This is a genomic window from Klebsiella sp. FDAARGOS_511, assembly GCF_003812845.1.
Lineage (GTDB): Bacteria > Pseudomonadota > Gammaproteobacteria > Enterobacterales > Enterobacteriaceae > Klebsiella > Klebsiella grimontii.
This window is the reverse complement of the sequence record NZ_CP033824.1, coordinates 4,250,073-4,267,707: the sequence shown is the minus strand read 5'-3', so window position 1 is coordinate 4,267,707 and position 17,635 is coordinate 4,250,073. Positions and strand designations below refer to the sequence as shown.

The 17,635-nt window shown below is 60.2% G+C and carries 18 protein-coding genes; 10 read left to right on the top strand and 8 right to left on the bottom strand.

The window, feature by feature from the left end; translation table 11 throughout:
- Positions 1-25: 25 nt before the first annotated feature.
- On the bottom strand, positions 26-523 hold the full coding sequence (gene pncC / locus EGY08_RS21645; RefSeq protein ID WP_004124005.1) for a nicotinamide-nucleotide amidase: 498 nt from the start codon (positions 521-523) through the stop codon (positions 26-28).
- A 204-nt stretch (positions 524-727) separates the two neighbouring features.
- On the opposite strand from pncC, the gene EGY08_RS21640 reads away from it, so the two are divergent.
- The gene (locus tag EGY08_RS21640; protein WP_004124007.1) at positions 728-952 is read left to right on the top strand and encodes a hypothetical protein; all 225 of its coding nucleotides are present in this window, start codon (positions 728-730) and stop codon (positions 950-952) included.
- Positions 953-990: 38 nt separating this feature from the next.
- On the opposite strand, the gene EGY08_RS21635 is transcribed toward EGY08_RS21640, so the two are convergent.
- From EGY08_RS21635 to mltB, 4 genes are all read right to left on the bottom strand, one after another.
- Positions 991-1,869, bottom strand: a complete 879-nt coding sequence (locus EGY08_RS21635) for a metal ABC transporter substrate-binding protein (RefSeq protein WP_004124008.1) — start codon at positions 1,867-1,869, stop codon at positions 991-993.
- A gap of 8 nt (positions 1,870-1,877) precedes the next feature.
- Positions 1,878-2,741 carry a metal ABC transporter permease gene (locus EGY08_RS21630; RefSeq protein ID WP_004124010.1) on the bottom strand — a complete coding sequence of 288 codons (864 nt, stop codon included), beginning with the start codon at positions 2,739-2,741 and terminating at the stop codon, positions 1,878-1,880.
- Complete coding sequence (locus tag EGY08_RS21625; protein WP_162626111.1) at positions 2,738-3,448, bottom strand: metal ABC transporter ATP-binding protein; 711 nt, start codon at positions 3,446-3,448, stop codon at positions 2,738-2,740. The genes EGY08_RS21630 and EGY08_RS21625 overlap by 4 nt, the downstream gene beginning before the upstream one ends.
- A gap of 203 nt (positions 3,449-3,651) precedes the next feature.
- On the bottom strand, positions 3,652-4,728 hold the full coding sequence (mltB, locus tag EGY08_RS21620) for a lytic murein transglycosylase B (protein WP_009651581.1): 1,077 nt from the start codon (positions 4,726-4,728) through the stop codon (positions 3,652-3,654).
- 262 nt (positions 4,729-4,990) lie between these two features.
- On the opposite strand from mltB, the gene srlA reads away from it, so the two are divergent.
- From srlA to gutQ, 7 genes are all read left to right on the top strand, one after another.
- Positions 4,991-5,554, top strand: a complete 564-nt coding sequence (gene srlA / locus EGY08_RS21615) for a PTS glucitol/sorbitol transporter subunit IIC (protein WP_004104818.1) — start codon at positions 4,991-4,993, stop codon at positions 5,552-5,554.
- On the top strand, positions 5,551-6,528 hold the full coding sequence (locus EGY08_RS21610; protein ID WP_004124020.1) for a PTS glucitol/sorbitol transporter subunit IIB: 978 nt from the start codon (positions 5,551-5,553) through the stop codon (positions 6,526-6,528). The genes srlA and EGY08_RS21610 overlap by 4 nt, the downstream gene beginning before the upstream one ends.
- A gap of 13 nt (positions 6,529-6,541) precedes the next feature.
- Positions 6,542-6,904: a PTS glucitol/sorbitol transporter subunit IIA gene (gene srlB / locus EGY08_RS21605; RefSeq protein ID WP_004124022.1), complete on the top strand. Its 363-nt coding sequence runs from the start codon at positions 6,542-6,544 to the stop codon at positions 6,902-6,904.
- Between the two features lie 17 nt (positions 6,905-6,921).
- Positions 6,922-7,701 carry a sorbitol-6-phosphate dehydrogenase gene (srlD, locus tag EGY08_RS21600; RefSeq protein ID WP_004124038.1) on the top strand — a complete coding sequence of 260 codons (780 nt, stop codon included), beginning with the start codon at positions 6,922-6,924 and terminating at the stop codon, positions 7,699-7,701.
- Between the two features lie 130 nt (positions 7,702-7,831).
- Positions 7,832-8,191 carry a transcriptional regulator GutM gene (gene gutM, locus EGY08_RS21595; protein ID WP_123828889.1) on the top strand — a complete coding sequence of 120 codons (360 nt, stop codon included), beginning with the start codon at positions 7,832-7,834 and terminating at the stop codon, positions 8,189-8,191.
- Positions 8,192-8,259: 68 nt separating this feature from the next.
- Positions 8,260-9,033, top strand: a complete 774-nt coding sequence (srlR, locus tag EGY08_RS21590; RefSeq protein ID WP_004124044.1) for a glucitol operon DNA-binding transcriptional repressor SrlR — start codon at positions 8,260-8,262, stop codon at positions 9,031-9,033.
- The gene (gene gutQ, locus EGY08_RS21585; protein ID WP_004104827.1) at positions 9,026-9,991 is read left to right on the top strand and encodes an arabinose-5-phosphate isomerase GutQ; all 966 of its coding nucleotides are present in this window, start codon (positions 9,026-9,028) and stop codon (positions 9,989-9,991) included. Before srlR ends, gutQ begins: the two co-directional genes overlap by 8 nt.
- Here the strand turns inward: gutQ and norR are convergent.
- Positions 9,954-11,498, bottom strand: coding sequence for a nitric oxide reductase transcriptional regulator NorR (norR, locus tag EGY08_RS21580; protein ID WP_057173199.1), 1,545 nt, complete (start codon positions 11,496-11,498; stop codon positions 9,954-9,956). The two genes, gutQ and norR, sit on opposite strands and share 38 nt — an antisense overlap.
- Before the next feature lie 187 nt (positions 11,499-11,685).
- On the opposite strand from norR, the gene norV reads away from it, so the two are divergent.
- Both norV and norW read left to right on the top strand, forming a co-directional pair.
- Positions 11,686-13,131 (top strand): anaerobic nitric oxide reductase flavorubredoxin, encoded by a 1,446-nt coding sequence (gene norV, locus EGY08_RS21570; protein ID WP_123828888.1) that lies wholly within the window; start codon positions 11,686-11,688, stop codon positions 13,129-13,131.
- Entirely contained in the window at positions 13,128-14,261 is a 1,134-nt protein-coding gene (gene norW / locus EGY08_RS21565) for an NADH:flavorubredoxin reductase NorW (RefSeq protein ID WP_004124056.1), read from the top strand. The genes norV and norW overlap by 4 nt, the downstream gene beginning before the upstream one ends.
- Before the next feature lie 122 nt (positions 14,262-14,383).
- Here norW and EGY08_RS21560 read toward each other — a convergent pair whose 3' ends face one another.
- Together EGY08_RS21560 and hypF are read right to left on the bottom strand one after the other, a co-directional pair.
- A complete protein-coding gene (locus EGY08_RS21560; protein WP_123828887.1) occupies positions 14,384-15,397 on the bottom strand; it encodes a HoxN/HupN/NixA family nickel/cobalt transporter in 1,014 nt (337 codons plus the stop codon).
- 11 nt (positions 15,398-15,408) lie between these two features.
- On the bottom strand, positions 15,409-17,628 hold the full coding sequence (gene hypF, locus EGY08_RS21555; protein WP_049123354.1) for a carbamoyltransferase HypF: 2,220 nt from the start codon (positions 17,626-17,628) through the stop codon (positions 15,409-15,411).
- Positions 17,629-17,635: the final 7 nt, after the last annotated feature.

The following is a 17,635-nucleotide window of genomic DNA, read 5'->3' as shown; positions in this document are numbered from 1 at the left end:
AATTATACTGTATAGTCATACAGTATCAAGTGTTTTGTAGAAATTGTTGCCAGAGGAGATTTAGCGCATAGGCCGTGGCCTGGCGGCGTACCGACTCGCGGTCTCCGGCAAAGCATTCGCGCCGGGTCACGCCCTGTCCGCTGGCGCTGGCGACGCCAAACCAGACGGTTCCCACCGGCTTTTCCGCGCTGCCGCCATCCGGTCCGGCAATGCCGCTGACCGAAATGGCATAGTCCGCACGGGCCGCGCGCAGGGCGCCAATCGCCATCTCCACGACCACCGGTTCACTCACCGCGCCATGCTCAAGCAGCGTCGCTTCGCTGACGCCAATCATCTGCGATTTCGCTTCATTGCTGTAGGTCACAAAACCGCGCTCAAACCATGCCGAACTACCGGCGATATCGGTAAGGGTTTTGGCGACCCAGCCGCCGGTGCAGGACTCCGCCGTGGTCACCGTCGCGCCGCGCGCTTTCAGCGCCTGCCCCACCAGCTCGCTCAGCTGCATTAATTCGGAATCTGTCATTCGTCGCCCCACGTAAGCTGTACAACCAGGCCATCAAAGATAGCACTTCCAGCAGAGATATGGGGATGAGGTAACGAATTTACGAGTCTGCTTCAGAAAAACATCGACCACGCCCGACGACGCATTTTCGGATAGCCGCCAGGGGTCGCCGGTGTCACAATTCACCGCACATATCAGGAAGAGTGAAATAAGAGGTTACCAGGAATGGTCAAAACACCGCTTACCTCAGAGCAGAACGTGAAAAAAATACGCCAGGTGCGCTTGTGCCTGTTTATCTGTGGCGTCGTGTCACTGTTTACCGCGCTACTGAATATATTTACCCGCTCATTCAACCCGCTGTACGAAGGCGTACAGATCCTGCTGGGGGTGGGCTGTATTGTCTTTGGTTTCACATTAACCAAAAAAATCAAAAAGATACTTGAAGAATAATCAGGTCAGATAACCGGCCCGCCGCGGGCCGGCTTCATTTATTTCATACTCGCCGCAATCAGCTCCACGTTGTGACGCAGCATTTTCACGTAGCTGTCCGCCACGCCGCCCGGTTTAGAGAGCGCTTCAGGGTAGAGCTCTCCCCCCGGCTGCGCGCCCGTTGCGCTGGCAATCTGTTTAACCAGTCTTGGATCAAGCTGATTTTCCATAAACCAGGTATGCACCTCGTCGGCTTTAATCTGTTTGATTAAGGCCGCCACCTGCGCCGCGCTGGCTTCACTTTCCGAAGACAATCCCTGCGGCGCGAGGAAGGTCACACCATAGGCGCGGCCAAAATAGCCGAACGCGTCGTGGCTGGTCAGAACCTTACGCTTTGCCTGCGGAATGGCGCTGAACCGATCTTTTGCCCAGCGATCGATCTCATTGAGCTGGCTGATATAGCGCTGACCGGATGCCTCCAGCGCCGACTTATCTTCCGGGTCGGCTTTCACCAGGGCGTTGAGGATATTCTGCGCATACAGCGCACCGTTCGCGGCGCTGTTCCACGCGTGCGGATCGGTTACCGTTGCGCCATCTTCTTCCAGCGTATGGGTTTTTACGCCGTCGGAAGCCACCACCAGCTCGCCTTTAAACCCCGATGCCTTAATCAGCCTGTCCAGCCAGCCTTCCAGCCCCAGGCCGTTCACCACCACCACATCGGCTTTGCTCAGCAGCGCGCTGTCTTTCGGCGAGGGTTCAAAGGTGTGCGGGTCGCCGTCCGGCCCTACCAGCGTATCCACATGCACATGTTCGCCGCCAATCTGCTGCACCATATCGCCTAATACGGAAAAACTACTCACCACGTTTAGGGTTTTCGCCATCACCCCGTGCGATGCCAAACCCAGCGCCAGCGCTAGCCATATCCCGGTACGTTTCATCATATTCCTTACCCCATTAATTTGCGCCAGCCGACAACCAGCCGGCTGCGCGTGCCAAAAAACACCGATATAAAAAAGATGCCGCTGGCGGTCAGCACAATGGCGGGCCCGGCAGGCAGGTTTGCCGCCCACGACAGGCTCAGCCCCATCCACGCGCAAAAACCGCCAATGAGCGCCGCCAGCAGCAGAATGCCCGGCAGCGTCCGCGCCCAGCATCGCGCCGCGACCGCGGGCAGCATCATGACCCCCACTGCCATCAGCGTGCCAAGCACCTGAAACCCGGCCACCAGATTGAGAACCAGCAGGGCGAGGAACAGGCCGTGCAGCAGCGCAGGCAATCTTCGTGCATTGACCTGAAGCCAGACGCTGTCGAAGGCTTCGCTGACCAGGCCGCGATAAAACAGGGCGATGCAGATCAGCGTCAGGCTGGCGACGCCGCTCACAAACAACGCAGAATCGCTGTCCACCGCCAGAATCGAGCCGAACAGCAGATGCAGCAGATCGACGTTAGAGCCGCGCAGCGAGACCAGCGTCACGCCCAGCGCCAGGGAGCCAAGATAAAATCCGGCAAAGCTGGCATCCTCTTTTAAAGGCGTGCGTCGGCTGACCCACCCCGCCACCAGCGCGACCGCAATCCCGGCGATAAAACCGCCGACGGTCATCGCCAGCAGCGACATCCCGTTAAGCAGATAGCCCGCGGCCACACCCGGCAAAATCGCATGCGAGAGCGCATCGCCCATCAGGCTCATGCGGCGTAAAAGCAAGAAGACGCCGAGCATGGTGGTGCTCAGGGACAACGCCAGGCACACCACCAGCGCGCGGCGCATAAAGCCAAATTCGATAAAGGGCTGAATGAAGGTATGCCAGATCATGCCAGCCTCGCGCCGTGAAAGGCGGGCAGCACATCAGGCGTACTGCCCCAGCGGGCGCGCTGCGGCGTCAGCAGCATCGTTTCCGGGAAATAGTCGGCGACCCGCTGGTTATCGTGCAGCACCGCCAGAATCGTCTGCCCCTGCTGATGCATTTCCAGGATCAGCGCCATCAGCTCGCGGCAGGTGGCTTCGTCGATGCCGGTAAACGGTTCGTCGAGCATCACCAGCGGCGCGCGCTGCACCATCACCCGCGCGAACAGCATGCGCTGAAACTGACCGCCGGAGAGCTCCTCAATCGGCGTTTTCGCCATCGTTAACAGCCCCACCCGCTCTATGGCTGCGACGATGCGCTGACGCCCTCCTCCTCCGAGCCCACGCAGCAGCGATACGCACGGCCAGGTCCCCTGGCTGACGACATCCTGCACCGTGAGCGGAAACTGCGACTCCAGCGCATGCCGCTGCGCCAGCCAGCCGATAACCGGCCGTCCGTCGCGCCAGTTCAGGCGGCCGCTGACCGGCGGAATAAATCCGGCCAGCGTCTTTAACAGCGTCGATTTGCCGCAGCCGTTCAGGCCGACGATAGCGGTCATACTCCCCGCTGCAATCGCGCCGCTCAGCGACGGCGTGATCGCCAGCCCTTCATAGCCAGCCACCAGATGATCGAGCTCAATCATGGCAGCGATACCGCCCACCAGGTTGCCAGCCACAGAGCGGCCAGCAGCACGCAGGCCATCCCCAGCCGGGCTATACCTGATGTCATCAATAAGGAAGTCAATGTTAACGCCTCAATAAAATGTTATAACATAACAATATTAAAAGAAGCGCGGAATGTAAATTGGCGTCAACAAAAGGAAATGCTGCAAAATGTTACAGACTCCTCTCCGCACGGAGAGGAGCGCAGAAGGCGGGATTACTGCATGCGGGCCTGAGAAACCGCCAGCCCCAGCTGCCAGACGGCCATCGCGTAATGGGTGCTGTGGTTATAGCGGGTGATGGTGTAGAAGTTCGGCAGGCCGTACCAGTACTGGTAGCCTGTGCCGATATCCAGACGCAGCAGGCTCGCCTGCTGATGGTTACCCAGCGGCTGAGTCGGGGTAAGTCCTGCCGCCGCCAGCTGCGAGACGCTGTATTTGGTTTTGAACCCATTGTTCAGCCCAGGCGCCTGGCCCAGCGCCTGTACCGCCACCAGATCGCCGCTCACCCAGCCGTGCTGCTTGAAGTAATTCGCCACGCTGCCAATCGCATCGACCGGATCCCACAGGTTGATATGCCCGTCGCCGTTAAAGTCCACCGCGTACTGCCTGTAAGAAGAAGGCATAAACTGACCGTAGCCCATCGCGCCGGCGAAGGAGCCTTTCAGATCGAGCGGGTCGTCCTGTTCGCTGCGCGCCATCAGCAGGAACGTTTCCAGCTCGCTGGAGAAGTACTCGGCGCGGCGCGGATAGTTAAACGACAGCGTCGCCAGCGCATCAAGGATGCGGGTTTTCCCCATCACCCGCCCCCAGCGGGTCTCGACGCCAATAATCCCGACGATAATCTCCGGCGGCACGCCGTATACCTGGTACGCGCGGTTGAGCGCATCCTGATACTGGTTCCAGAACGCCACGCCGTTCTGCACGTTATCCGGGGTAATAAACTGCTTTTTGTAGCGCAGCCAGGCGCCGTTTGGCCCTGACGGCGGCAGTCCGGTGGGCGCCTGACGGTCCATCAGACGCAGCACGTAGTCCAGGCGTTTGGCCTGGGAGAGGATTTGATGCAGCTGCTGTCGGTCGAAGCCGTGCTTGCTCACCATTTTATCAATGAACTGTTCCGCCGCCGGGTTATTGGCGAAATCGCCGCTCATCTCCATCACGTTATGCTGCGGCTCGAGTAAAAAACCGCCCGTACCGCCCGCCATTTCCTTTTCCGCAGGAGTTTGAGGTTTGCTGCTGCAGGCAGCGAGGAGAACGCACAGGGGGAGTAAAGCCAGGGAACGACGCTTCAACATGGGACATCCATTTAACAAATCGGCAAGGGGTAATTATGGTAAAGCATGCGCCCGCTCACAAGGAAGCGGCGGCAATGTAAATTCTTTTTTATCGCCTTTTTTCCTCTCGCCCCGTCGGATCCTTCGTTCACTTCAGCCACAATCTTTCAAAATAAAATATTTATCTTTCATTTTGCGATCAATATAACAATTTCAAACCTTTTAAAATGATTAAAATTAGCTGCCAGTTAGCAAGAAAAATAACACGCTGAAGGAGAGAACAATGATTGAAGTCGTTACCCACGGCGCCGAATGGTTTATCGGCCTGTTTCAGAAGGGAGGCGAGGTGTTCACCGGTATGGTCACCGGGATCCTGCCTTTGCTGATCAGTCTGCTGGTGATCATGAACGCGCTGATCAACTTTATTGGTCAGCAGCGGATCGAAAAGCTGGCGCAGCGCTGCGCCGGTAATCCGATCTCCCGCTACCTGCTGCTGCCCTGCATCGGCACCTTCGTTTTCTGTAACCCGATGACCCTGAGCCTTGGGCGCTTTATGCCCGAGAAATACAAACCGAGCTACTACGCGGCGGCCTCCTACAGCTGCCACTCAATGAACGGCCTGTTTCCGCACATCAACCCCGGCGAACTGTTCGTCTATCTGGGGATTGCCAACGGGCTAACCACCCTCGGTCTGCCGTTAGGGCCGCTGGCGGTGAGCTATCTGCTGGTGGGCCTGGTGACGAACTTCTTCCGCGGCTGGGTGACCGACCTGACCACGTCGATTTTTGAGAAAAAAATGGCTATCCAGCTTGAGCAGAAAGTGCATCTGTCAGGAGCGACATCATGACCCGTATTCGCATTGAAAAAGGCGCCGGCGGCTGGGGCGGCCCGCTCGAACTCGACGCCGTTGCCGGTAAAAAGATTGTCTATATCACCGCGGGCACCCGCCCGGCGATCGTCGATAAAATTGCCCGCCTCACCGGCTGGCAGGCGGTCGATGGCTTCAAAGAGGGCGAACCGCCGGAAGCGGAAATCGGCGTGGCGATTATCGACTGCGGCGGCACCCTGCGCTGCGGTATCTACCCGAAGCGCCGCATCCCGACCATTAATATTCACGCGACCGGCAAATCGGGTCCGCTGGCGCAGTACATCGTCGAAGATATTTACGTTTCCGGCGTCAAAGAGGAGAACATTATCGCGCTGGAAGATGGCGACTCCCCGGCCCCGCAGGCCGCGCCTGTTCAGCCGGCGGCCCGCGACTATGACACCAGCAAGAAAATAACCGAGCAGAGCGACGGCCTGCTGGCCAAAGTTGGAATGGGGATGGGTTCGGTCGTGGCGGTGCTGTTCCAGGCCGGTCGCGACACCATCGATACGGTGCTGAAAACCATTCTGCCGTTTATGGCCTTCGTCGCGGCGCTGATCGGCATCATCATGGCCTCCGGCATCGGCGACTGGATTGCCCACGGCCTGGCGCCGCTCGCCAGCCATCCGCTGGGCCTCGTCACCCTGGCGCTGATCTGCTCTTTCCCGCTGCTGTCGCCGTTTCTCGGCCCCGGCGCGGTCATCGCCCAGGTCATCGGCGTGCTGATTGGCGTACAGATTGGCCTTGGTAATATTCCGCCGCACCTCGCTCTGCCCGCGCTGTTCGCCATTAACGCCCAGGCCGCCTGCGACTTTATCCCGGTTGGCCTATCGCTGGCGGAAGCGCGCCAGGACACCGTGCGCGTCGGCGTACCGTCGGTACTGGTGAGCCGCTTCCTGACCGGCGCGCCAACGGTGCTGATCGCCTGGTTCGTTTCCGGATTTATTTACCAATAAGAGGTTCCTGAAGATGACCGTGATTTACCAGACCACCATTACCCATATCGGCGCCAGCGCGGCGATGGCGCTGGACGAGCAGATGCTGATCACCTTCCGCGAAGGCGCCCCGGCCGATATCGAAGAGTACTGCTTTATTCACAACCACGGCGAGCTGTCCGGCGCGCTGGTGCCGGGTGCGGAGCTGCAGCTTGGCGAGATGCGCTACCCGGTCACCGCCGTCGGCGACGTCGCCGAGCAGAACCTGCGCGAGCTGGGCCATATCACGCTGCGCTTTGACGGTCACCGCGAAGCGGAATTCCCCGGAACCGTACACGTGGCTGGCCCGGTGCCGGAAGGCATCGCCGCCGGCTGCGTACTGAAATTTGTTGCTTAAGCTGTAAGGAGAAAAGTATGAATCAGGTTGCTGTTGTCATCGGTGGGGGACAAACCTTAGGGGAGTTTCTGTGTCGCGGGCTTGCCGCGGAAGGCTATCGCGTGGCGGTGGTCGATATTCAAAGCGATAAAGCGTCCCGCGTCGCGCAGTCAATTAACGCGGAATATGGCGAAGGAACGGCGTGGGGCTTCGGCGCGGACGCCACCAGCGAAGCCAGCGTCGTCGCCCTCGCCCGCGGGGTGGACGACATTTTTTCCCGCGTCGACCTGCTGGTCTATAGCGCCGGGATCGCTAAAGCGGCGTTTATCAGCGATTTCGCACTGGGGGATTTCGACCGCTCGCTGCAGGTGAATCTGGTGGGCTACTTCCTTTGCGCCCGCGAGTTTTCCCGCCTGATGATCCGCGACGGCATTAAAGGACGCATTATTCAGATCAACTCTAAATCCGGCAAAGTGGGCAGCAAGCATAACTCCGGCTATAGCGCGGCGAAGTTCGGCGGCGTGGGGCTGACGCAGTCGCTGGCGCTGGACCTCGCGGAGTACGGGATTACCGTGCACTCCCTGATGCTCGGCAACCTGCTGAAGTCGCCGATGTTCCAGTCTCTCCTGCCGCAGTACGCCACCAAGCTGGGGATCCCGGAGGAGCAGGTCGAGCAGTATTACATCGACAAAGTCCCGCTGAAGCGCGGCTGCGATTACCAGGACGTACTTAACGTGTTGATGTTTTATGCCAGTCCGCAGGCTTCGTACTGCACCGGCCAGTCCATTAACGTCACCGGCGGGCAGGTGATGTTTTAAAACAGGATTCCCGGATTGCGCTGCGCTTACCCGGGCTACAAAACCGGCAACCCGCGCCGGTCCGTAGCCCGGGTAAGGCGCACGCGCCGCGACCCGGGTCTTCCCTACACCACACTTTATGGAGACTTTTATGGTTACCGTACTTATCACCGTCGCCGCCATCGCCTGGATAACCCAGCTCGCCTTTGGCGGCTGGCAAATCCGGCAGTTCAATCGCGCGTTCGACCGGTTGTGCCAGCAGGGCCGCGTCGGCGTGGGCCGTTCCTCGGGGCGGTTCAAGCCGCGGGTCGTCGTCGCCATTGCCGTCGACGAAGACGACCGCATCTGCGATACGCTGTTAATGAAAGGCCTCACCGTCTTCGCCAGGCCGCAAAAAATTCCCGCCCTCACCGGTAAGCATCTCAAGGAATTGCAGCCTGATGTGATCTTTCCCAATGATCCGCTCTGTCAGAATGCACTATCATTAGCGCTTAATCCGAAACATGGATAATTTCGTTGTGAACGTTAATATCTTGCGAAATTATCATTTCGAAACTTTAAACGCAGGATACAACGCCTATGAAACCACGTCAGCGCCAGGCAGCCATTCTCGAGCACCTGCAAACGCAGGGTAAATGCTCGGTCGAAGAGCTGGCGCAACACTTCGACACCACCGGCACCACCATCCGTAAGGATCTGGTGATCCTTGAGAATGCCGGTACCGTTATCCGCACTTACGGCGGCGTGGTGTTAAATAAAGACGAGGCCGATCCGCCCATCGACCACAAAACGCTGATCAACACCCATAAAAAAGAGCGGATTGCCGAAGCCGCGGTCAGCTTTATTCACGATGGCGACTCGATCATTCTTGATGCCGGCAGTACGGTGCTGCAAATGGTGCCGATGCTCAGCCGCTTCAACAACATCACCGTGATGACCAACAGCCTGCATATCGTCAACGCCCTCTCCGAACTGGATAATGAACAAACCATCCTGATGCCGGGCGGCACGTTTCGCAAAAAATCGGCCTCTTTTCACGGCCAACTGGCGGAAAATGCCTTCGAACAATTCAGCTTCGACCGCCTGTTTATGGGCACCGACGGCATTGATTTAATCGCCGGCGTCACCACCTTTAATGAGGTTTATACGGTTAGCAAAGCGATGTGCAATGCCGCCCGCGAAGTTATCCTGATGGCTGACTCGTCAAAGTTTGGCCGCAAAAGTCCCAATATCGTCTGCGGCCTCGAGAGCGTGGACAAACTGATTACCGATGCCGATATCAGCCCGGAATTTAAGCGGGCGCTGGAAGACAAAGGCATCGAAGTCATTATTACTGGAGAACATCATGAGTAACTTTCTGTTAGAAGCCGGACGCCAGACCCTAATGCTGGAGCTTCAGGAGGCGAGCCGCCTGCCTGAACGCCTGGGCGACGACTTCATCCGCGCAGCGGAAACCATCATCCACTGCGAGGGCAAACTGGTGGTCTCCGGTATCGGCAAATCGGGCCATATCGGTAAAAAGCTGGCCGCCACCTTCGCCAGCACCGGCACCCCGGCATTTTTCGTCCACCCGGCGGAAGCGCTGCACGGCGATCTCGGAATGCTCGACAGCCGCGACGTGATGCTGTTTATCTCCTACTCCGGCAGCGCCAAAGAGCTGGATCTTATCGTCCCGCGCCTGGAGGAAAAATCCATTCCGCTGCTGGCGATGACCGGTAAATCCACTTCGCCGCTGGCGCTGGCGGCTAAAGCGGTGCTTGATATTGCCGTAGAGCGTGAAGCCTGTCCGATGCACCTCGCGCCGACCTCCAGTACCGTCAATACCCTGATGCTCGGCGACGCGCTGGCCATGGCGGTGATGCAGGCCCGCGGCTTTAACGAAGAAGATTTCGCCCGTTCGCACCCGGCCGGCGCGCTGGGCGCGCGGCTGCTGAACAAAGTTCACCATCTGATGCGCCGCGACGGCGACGTGCCGCGCGTCGCCAACGACACCAGCGTGATGGACGCGATGCTCGAACTCAGCCGCACCGGCCTGGGGTTGGTGGCAGTCTGCGATGAACGTAATCACGTGCAGGGCGTGTTTACCGACGGCGACCTGCGCCGCTGGCTGGTGGGCGGCGGCAGCTTACAGGATATCGTCAGCCAGGCGATGACCCGCAACGGCGTTACTCTGCAGGCGGAAAGCCGCGCGATAGAAGCCAAAGAGCGCCTGATGAAGCACAAAATCAGCGCCGCTCCGGTGGTGGATGAAAACGGCCAACTGGTCGGCGCGATTAACCTGCAGAATTTTTATCAGGCCGGGATCCTTTAAGCCCCAGACGCTTCGCCAGCCGGTGCAGGTTGGCGACATCGAGCCCCAGCGCGCGGGCGGCGCCGGCCCAGCTGCGGCCATTAGCCGCCAGCGCGCTGGCTATCGCTTCGCGCTGGAACGCCTCCGTCGCCTCGCGCAGGCTCACCGCTTCCGCCGCCGGATGCGGACTGACGCTCGGCAAGACCGGCGCTTCCCCGGCCAGTTGAAAGTGCTGCGGCTCCAGCGCGATGTCATTACCCGCCTGCGTCGCCCGCGCCAGCACCACCGCCCGATGAATAGCGTGCTCCAGCTCGCGCACGTTGCCCGGCCATGGCCAGGCCAGCAGTCTGGCCCGCGTCGCCTCGCTTAAAATCACCTGCGCCAGCCCCATGCGTAAACGACACTGTTCGCAGAAATAACCAGCCAGCAGCACCACGTCATTTTCCCGTTCGCGCAGCGCCGGAACCGACAGCGGAAACACGCTCAGACGATGATACAGGTCGGCGCGAAAACGCCCCTCCACTACCTCCTGACGCAGGTCGCGGTTGGTGGCCGCCAGCACCCGCACATCAACCCGCAGGCTGCGATCGTCGCCGACGCGCTGAATATCGCCATACTGCAGCACCCGCAGCAGCTTGGCCTGCAGCGCCAGCGAAAGCTCGCCGATTTCATCGAGGAACAGCGTCCCGTTGTCCGCCATTTCAAATTTGCCGCTGCGGTTGCTGATCGCCCCGGTAAACGCCCCTTTGACGTGGCCAAACAGCTCGCTCTCCGCCACGCTCTCCGGCAGGGCCGCGCAGTTGAGATAGACCAGCGGATTGGCCGCTCGTGGCGATCCCTGATGTACCGCTTTCGCCACCAGCTCTTTGCCGGTGCCGGTCTCGCCGCTAATCAGCACGTTTAAGTCGGAAGCCGCGACGATGTCGATCTCCTTCTTGAGCTGCAGCATCGGCGCCGACAGGCCAATGATCTCCTGACGTTCGGCCGGCGGGTAAACGATAGCCTGCTCCGGCAGCACGTTTTGGTTCTCCAGCCGGGCGATCAGCAGCGCGTTATTGAGCGCCCCGGCCACCAGGGCAGCAATCAGGCGCAGCTCCTCGTCGCTGAAGCTGTCAAAACGGTCCGCATCCATGCCGTCGAGGGTGAGCGCGCCAATCAGGGTTTGCCCGGCAAACAGCGGCAGGCCGACGCAGGCGTGTACCTTCAGGCTCTCCTGACCGGGGATCAGGCCATCGTAAGGGTCCGGTAGATCGCTGTCCGCCGGGAAACGCACCACGTCCCCCGCGCGGGCAATCGCCTCCAGCCGCGGGTGGCCTTCAAGGGCAAAGCGCCTGCCAAGCACGTCCTGGGCCAGGCCATCAATCGCCAGCGGCACAAACTGGTGCGCTTCGTAGCGCAGCAGCGCCGAAGCATCACAGCCAAGTATCTGCCGCAGGGTGGTAATCAGCCGCGAAAAACGGTCGGCGTGGCCGAGATCGCTTTGTAAATCAATGGCTATTTTCGCCAGGGCCTCGACGGAGAAACTCATTGTCGCCTCATAGTCATTCTGACAACCCACATAGTCATATCGACTATTTTAACCATTGTCATTTTGACATCAACAGATTTAACAAAAAACATAAAAAACTTTAAATTCAATTAGTTAAAAATTTGGCACGCAACTTGATATAAGCAAAACATCTTATTTGAACACTGCTGAATTAATTGAGGTTGCTATGTCTATTCTGGTTAAAAATAACATTCATTGGGTTGGCCAGCGCGACTGGGAAGTGCGTGATTTCCACGGGACGGAATACAAAACGCTGCGCGGCAGCAGCTACAACAGCTATCTCCTCCGCGAAGAAAAAAATGTGCTGATCGATACCGTCGATCATAAATTCAGCCGCGAATTCGTGCAGAACCTGCGCGGCGAAATCGATCTCGCCGATATCGATTACATCATTATTAACCATGCGGAAGAGGACCATGCCGGCGCGCTGACCGAACTGATGACGCAGATCCCGGACACCCCGATTTACTGTACCGCCAACGCCATCGACTCTATCAACGGACACCATCATCACCCGGAGTGGAATTTTAAGGTGGTGAAAACCGGCGACAGCCTGGATATCGGCAACGGCAAACAGCTGATTTTCGTGGAAACCCCGATGTTGCACTGGCCGGATAGCATGATGACCTATATGACCGGCGACGCGGTGCTGTTCAGCAATGACGCCTTCGGCCAGCACTACTGCGATGAGCATCTGTTTAATGATGAAGTTGATCAGATTGAACTTTATGAGCAGTGCCAGCGCTACTATGCCAACATTCTGACTCCGTTCAGCCGCCTGGTGACGCCGAAAATTACCGAAATCCTCGGCTTTAATCTGCCGGTGGATATGATTGCGACCTCCCATGGCGTGGTCTGGCGCGATAACCCGACGCAGATCGTCGAAAAATATCTCGAGTGGGCGGCGGATTATCAGGAAGACCGCATCACCATTTTCTACGACACCATGTCCAACAACACCCGCATGATGGCTGACGCGATAGCCCAGGGCATTACCGACGTGGATCCGCGCGTGGCGGTGAAAATTTTCAATGTCGCCCGCAGCGATAAAAATGAAATCCTGACTAACGTGTTCCGCTCGAAGGGCGTGCTGGTCGGCACCTCAACCATGAATAACGTGATGATGCCGAAAATCGCCGGGCTGGTGGAGGAGATGACCGGCCTGCGTTTCCGTAACAAGCGCGCCAGCGCCTTTGGCTCCCACGGCTGGAGCGGCGGTGCGGTTGACCGCCTGTCCACGCGTTTACAGGATGCGGGCTTTGAAATGTCCCTGAGCCTGAAGGCCAAATGGCGCCCGGATCTCGACGCGCTGGAAGTGTGCCGCGAGCACGGCCGCGAAATCGCCCGCCAGTGGGCCCTCTCCCCGCTGCCGGCGAGCCCGGCTAAACACGCCACGCCTGTGGCAACGCCTTGCGCCGCGCCAGCGGCAGCCGATCTCGGCCCGAAAATGCAGTGCAGCGTTTGCCAGTGGATTTACGACCCCGAACAGGGCGAACCGAACCAGGACGTCCAGCCGGGTACGCCGTGGAGCGAAGTCCCGGATAACTTCCTCTGCCCTGAGTGTTCGCTGGGTAAAGATGTGTTTGACGTTCTGGCATCGGAGGCAAAATGAGTGATGGCATCGTCATCATCGGCTCGGGCTTCGCGGCCCGTCAGCTGGTGAAAAATATTCGCAAGCAGGACCCGAATATCCCGCTGACCCTGATCGCCGCCGACAGCATGGATGAGTACAACAAACCGGATCTCAGCCATGTGGTCAGCCGCGGGCAGAACGCCGACGACCTGACCCTGCAAACGGCGGGCGAGTTTGCCGAGCAGTACAATCTGCGCCTGTTTCCGCATACCTGGGTCAGCGATATCGACGCCGATAATCAGGTTGTGAAGAGCCAGGACCGCGAGTGGCGCTATGACAAACTGGTGCTGGCCACCGGCGCAACGCCGTTTATCCCACCGGTGCCGGGCCGCGAGCTGATGCTGACCCTCAACAGCCAGCGGGAATACGGTGCGGCGCAAAGCCAGCTGCGCGATGCAAAAAGAGTGCTGATCGTCGGCGGCGGGCTGATTGGCTGCGAGCTGGCGATGGATTTCTGCCGCGCCGGCAAAGCGGTGACGGTGGTGGATAACTCCGCCAGCGTACTGTCGGCCCTGATGCCGCCCGAGGCCAGCAGCCGACTGCAGCATCGTCTGACCGACATGGGCGTGCATCTGATGCTGAAGTCCCAGCTGGAAAGCCTGGCGCAGAGCGCCGACGGGATTCGCGTCACTCTTGACCGCCAGCGTACGGTGACGGTGGATGCGGTGGTCGCCGCCGCCGGTTTACGCCCGGAAACGGCGCTGGCGCGGCATGCGGGTCTGAAAACTCACCGCGGCGTGGTAGTGAACAGCCAGCTGCAAACCAGCCATCCGGCGATTTACGCCCTCGGCGATTGCGCGGAAATCAACGGTATGGTCCTGCCTTTTCTGCAGCCGATTCTGCTGAGCGCCATGTGCCTGGGTAAAAATCTGCTGGCTCAGCAGGGGGAACTGAAGCTGCCGCCGATGCTGGTGAAGGTTAAAACGCCGGATTTACCGCTGCACCTGGCGGGCGATACCCGACGCGAGGATCTGACGTGGAATATCGTTGCCGCCAAAGACGGCCTGGTCGCGAAAGGCGTTGACGCCGAAAACCAGCTGCGCGCTTTTGTGGTCAGCGAGGATCGCATGAAAGATGCTTTTGCCCTGCTCAAACAGCTGGTGAGTTAACCGGGAGAATATGACGTTATTCCCGGGTCGCGGCGTAAACGCCTAACCCGGGCTACCCAACGGCAAGGCGCTCGGGTTTGGTAGCCCGGCTAAGCGTAGCGCGAGCCGGGGAAATGCCCAACCTACCGCGCCAGGTTATCGTATCCGCGCCAGCGGTAGTTGAGCACCGACAGCACCCAGCAGGCCACGAACAGCCCGACCACCACAAAACCGGCGTCGCCGAGATGGTCGTTCAATGCGCCGACCCAGCGCCAGACGCCTCCGCTGAGGGAGAACTTATCCATCAACAGCCCCAGCGCTTCCAGACCGCCGATAAACAGCGCCACCACCACCGAGGTGCCGGTAATGGTCATATTGTAATAGAGCTTACGCTGCGGCTTACTGAACGCCCAGCCGTAGGCGCCGACCATCAGCACGTTGTCGAGCGTATCCACCAGCGCCATCCCGCTTGCGAACAGCGCCGGAAAAATCATAATCGACCAAATCGACATCCCGCTCGACGCGCTGGCCGCCGAAATCCCCAGCACGCCGATTTCCGTCGCCGTATCAAAGCCGAGGCCAAACAGAAAGCCCACCAGATACATCTGCCAGCTGCGGCTAATCAGGCGGAAGGTTTTACCGAACAGCCAGCTCATCATGCCGCCGCCGGTCATGACCTCATCGCTCACCTTTTCGCCCTGCTTCCACGCCCGAAAGCTGCGCCAGACGCTGCGCAAAATAACCAGGTTGATAAAGGCCATCACCAGCAGGAACAGCGCCGATACGGCGGTACCGATAACGCTGCCGGTCTCGTGAAACCAGCTCATCTGCTGACCAAACGCGGTGGCGGTCGCGGCAATCGCCGCCGACGCCAGCACCACAATCGACGAATGACCCAGCGAGAACCACGCGCCAACGGCAAAAGGTCGCTTCCCCTGCTGCATCATTTTGCGGGTCACGTTGTCGATCGCCGCGATATGGTCGGCGTCCACCGCGTGGCGCAGACCGTAACCCCAGGCCAGCAGGCTGGCGGCCATCAGCGCGCCGCTACCGCCGAACGCCGCAGATGCCCAGCCCCAGGCCAGCAAATTGGCGGCAATCAATGCCAGCACCAGCGCCGCTGCGCGCGGCTGCTGACGCAAAATCGTCACTATCATATCGGTGTCCTTTAAGCCTGCAGGCGGGCCGCAGCGATAACCGCCTGACCGAGGGCAATCGCGCCATCGCCTGCGGGCAGCTGCTGCGGAAAGAGCAGAGTAAAATCGGCCAGATAAAAGGTCAATCGCGCCGTCAGCAGGCGGTTGTGCAGTACCCCGCCGCCGAAGGCCAGCGTGTGAATATTCCGTGCGTTCGCGCAATCGCGCATCATGGCCGCCAGCCCGCGGGCCAGCGCATCATGAAAGGCCCAGGCTTTTTGCGCCGGGCTCGCCTGCCAGCTCAGCCACCGCTGCCAGAACGTCGCCAGATCCAGTTTTCCATCGCGCCACGGCAGCATCGCCGGATGATCAATCCCTTCGCAGGTCGCCGCCAGCGCTTCCAGACGGCACGCCGCTTCCCCTTCATAGCTCAGGGTGAGCGGGGCGCAGCCCAACGCGCAGGCGACGGCGTCAAACAGACGCCCGCACGACGATGCCTGCGGCGCATTAATACCGCGCTCGATTGCCCGCGCCAGCAGCGGCCAGCTTTGCTGGCGTAGTGCGGCGGTGTCGGCATAATTCTGCCATTCAGGGACGAACGCCAGGCAGTGGGCGAGCAGATTGCGCCACGGCTGACGCGCCGCGAGGTCGCCGCCCGGCAGCGCCACCGCCGGCAGACCGCCGAGATGCTCGCACTCGCGATAGTTGACCCGCAGGCACTCGCCGCCCCACAGCTCACCGTTTTCCCCCATCCCGATACCGTCGAGCGTCAGGGCAATCACGTCGCCGCCCTCCAGCGGCCAGCGGTGCTCGGCCAGGCAGGCGGCAGCGTGGGCATGATGATGCAACACGCGCTCCACCGGCAGCGCCAGCGACGCCGCCCACCGCGAAGCGCGGTAGCCGGGATGGGCGTCGGCAACCACCCGCTGCGGGGTAAAAGCGTAAATCTCCTGCATCAGACGCAGCGCTTGCCGCCACTGCGCCTCGACGCCCTCCTCGTCGAGATCGCCAAAATGCTGGCTGAGCACCGCTTCATCGCCGCGCAGCAGGCAGAATGTATTTTTCATATCCGCGCCGAGAGCCAGCAGCGGCGGTACGTCGTGGAAACCCGGCGGCAGCGCCAGCGCGTCCGGCACGTAGCCGCGGGCGCGGCGCAGCATCTCGCCGCTTTGCCGCACCACGGAATCGTCCATCCGCTGCACAATCTCGCGATTATGCAGCAGAAAACCGTCGGCAATTCCGGCTAAATCCGCCAGCGCCCCGGCGTTGGTTAACGCCGGCGGGCGGCCGCTGAGGTTGCCGGAGGTCATCACTAATGGGCGCGCCAGCGCCTGCGAAAGTAAATGCTGCAGTGGATTAGATGGCAGCATCCCCCCTACTTCCGCAAGCCCTGGCGCAATCTGGTCGCACAGGCCGGCCACCTGCGTTTTCTCCAGCAACACGATCGGCGCGGCGGGAGAGGTCAGCAGCGTCAGCGCCGGTTTGCTGAGCCCCGCCGTTGTCGCCAGCATCACCGCCAGCGGTTTCGCCGGGCGATGCTTGCGCGCCCGCAGCTTCGCGACGGCCTCAGGGTTTCCGGCATCGCACAGCAGATGGAAACCGCCCAACCCCTTCACCGCCACAATATCGCCCGCCAGCAGGCGAGCCGTCGCCGCTTCAAGAGCCGCCTCGCCAAATAAATGCCCCTGCGGGCCGCGCCATTCCAGCTGCGGGCCGCACTCGGCGCAGGCTACCGGCTGCGCGTGAAAGCGGCGATCGGCAGGATCGCCATATTCCGTCGCACAGGCGGAGCAAAGAGGAAACGGCAACATAGAGGTCAGTGGGCGGTCGTAGGGCATAGCGCGAATAATGGTAAAGCGCGGCCCGCAGTGGGTGCAGTTGATAAACGGATAGCGGTAGCGGCGTTCTCGCGGGTTGTTCATCTCAGCCAGGCATGCCGGGCAGGTAGCGGCATCGGGCACAATCTGCGTGCGCATGCTTCCGGCTCCGCTTTGGCGAATGGTAAAGCCCGGCGGCTCGGCGGCCCAGACGAATGACGCGGCCGCCGCGCTGTCGATACGCGCCAGCGGTGGGCAACGCTGGGTTAACGCGCTGAGAAAGGCCGCATCATCGCCGACAAGGCGCACCAGTACGCCGTCGCCGTCGTTACACACGTCGCCGCGCAGCCCCAGCTGCTGCGCCAGCTGCCAGACGAAGGGGCGGAATCCCACCCCCTGCACTTTACCGCGAATGCGGATTTGCACCCCGTTCATTGCGCGG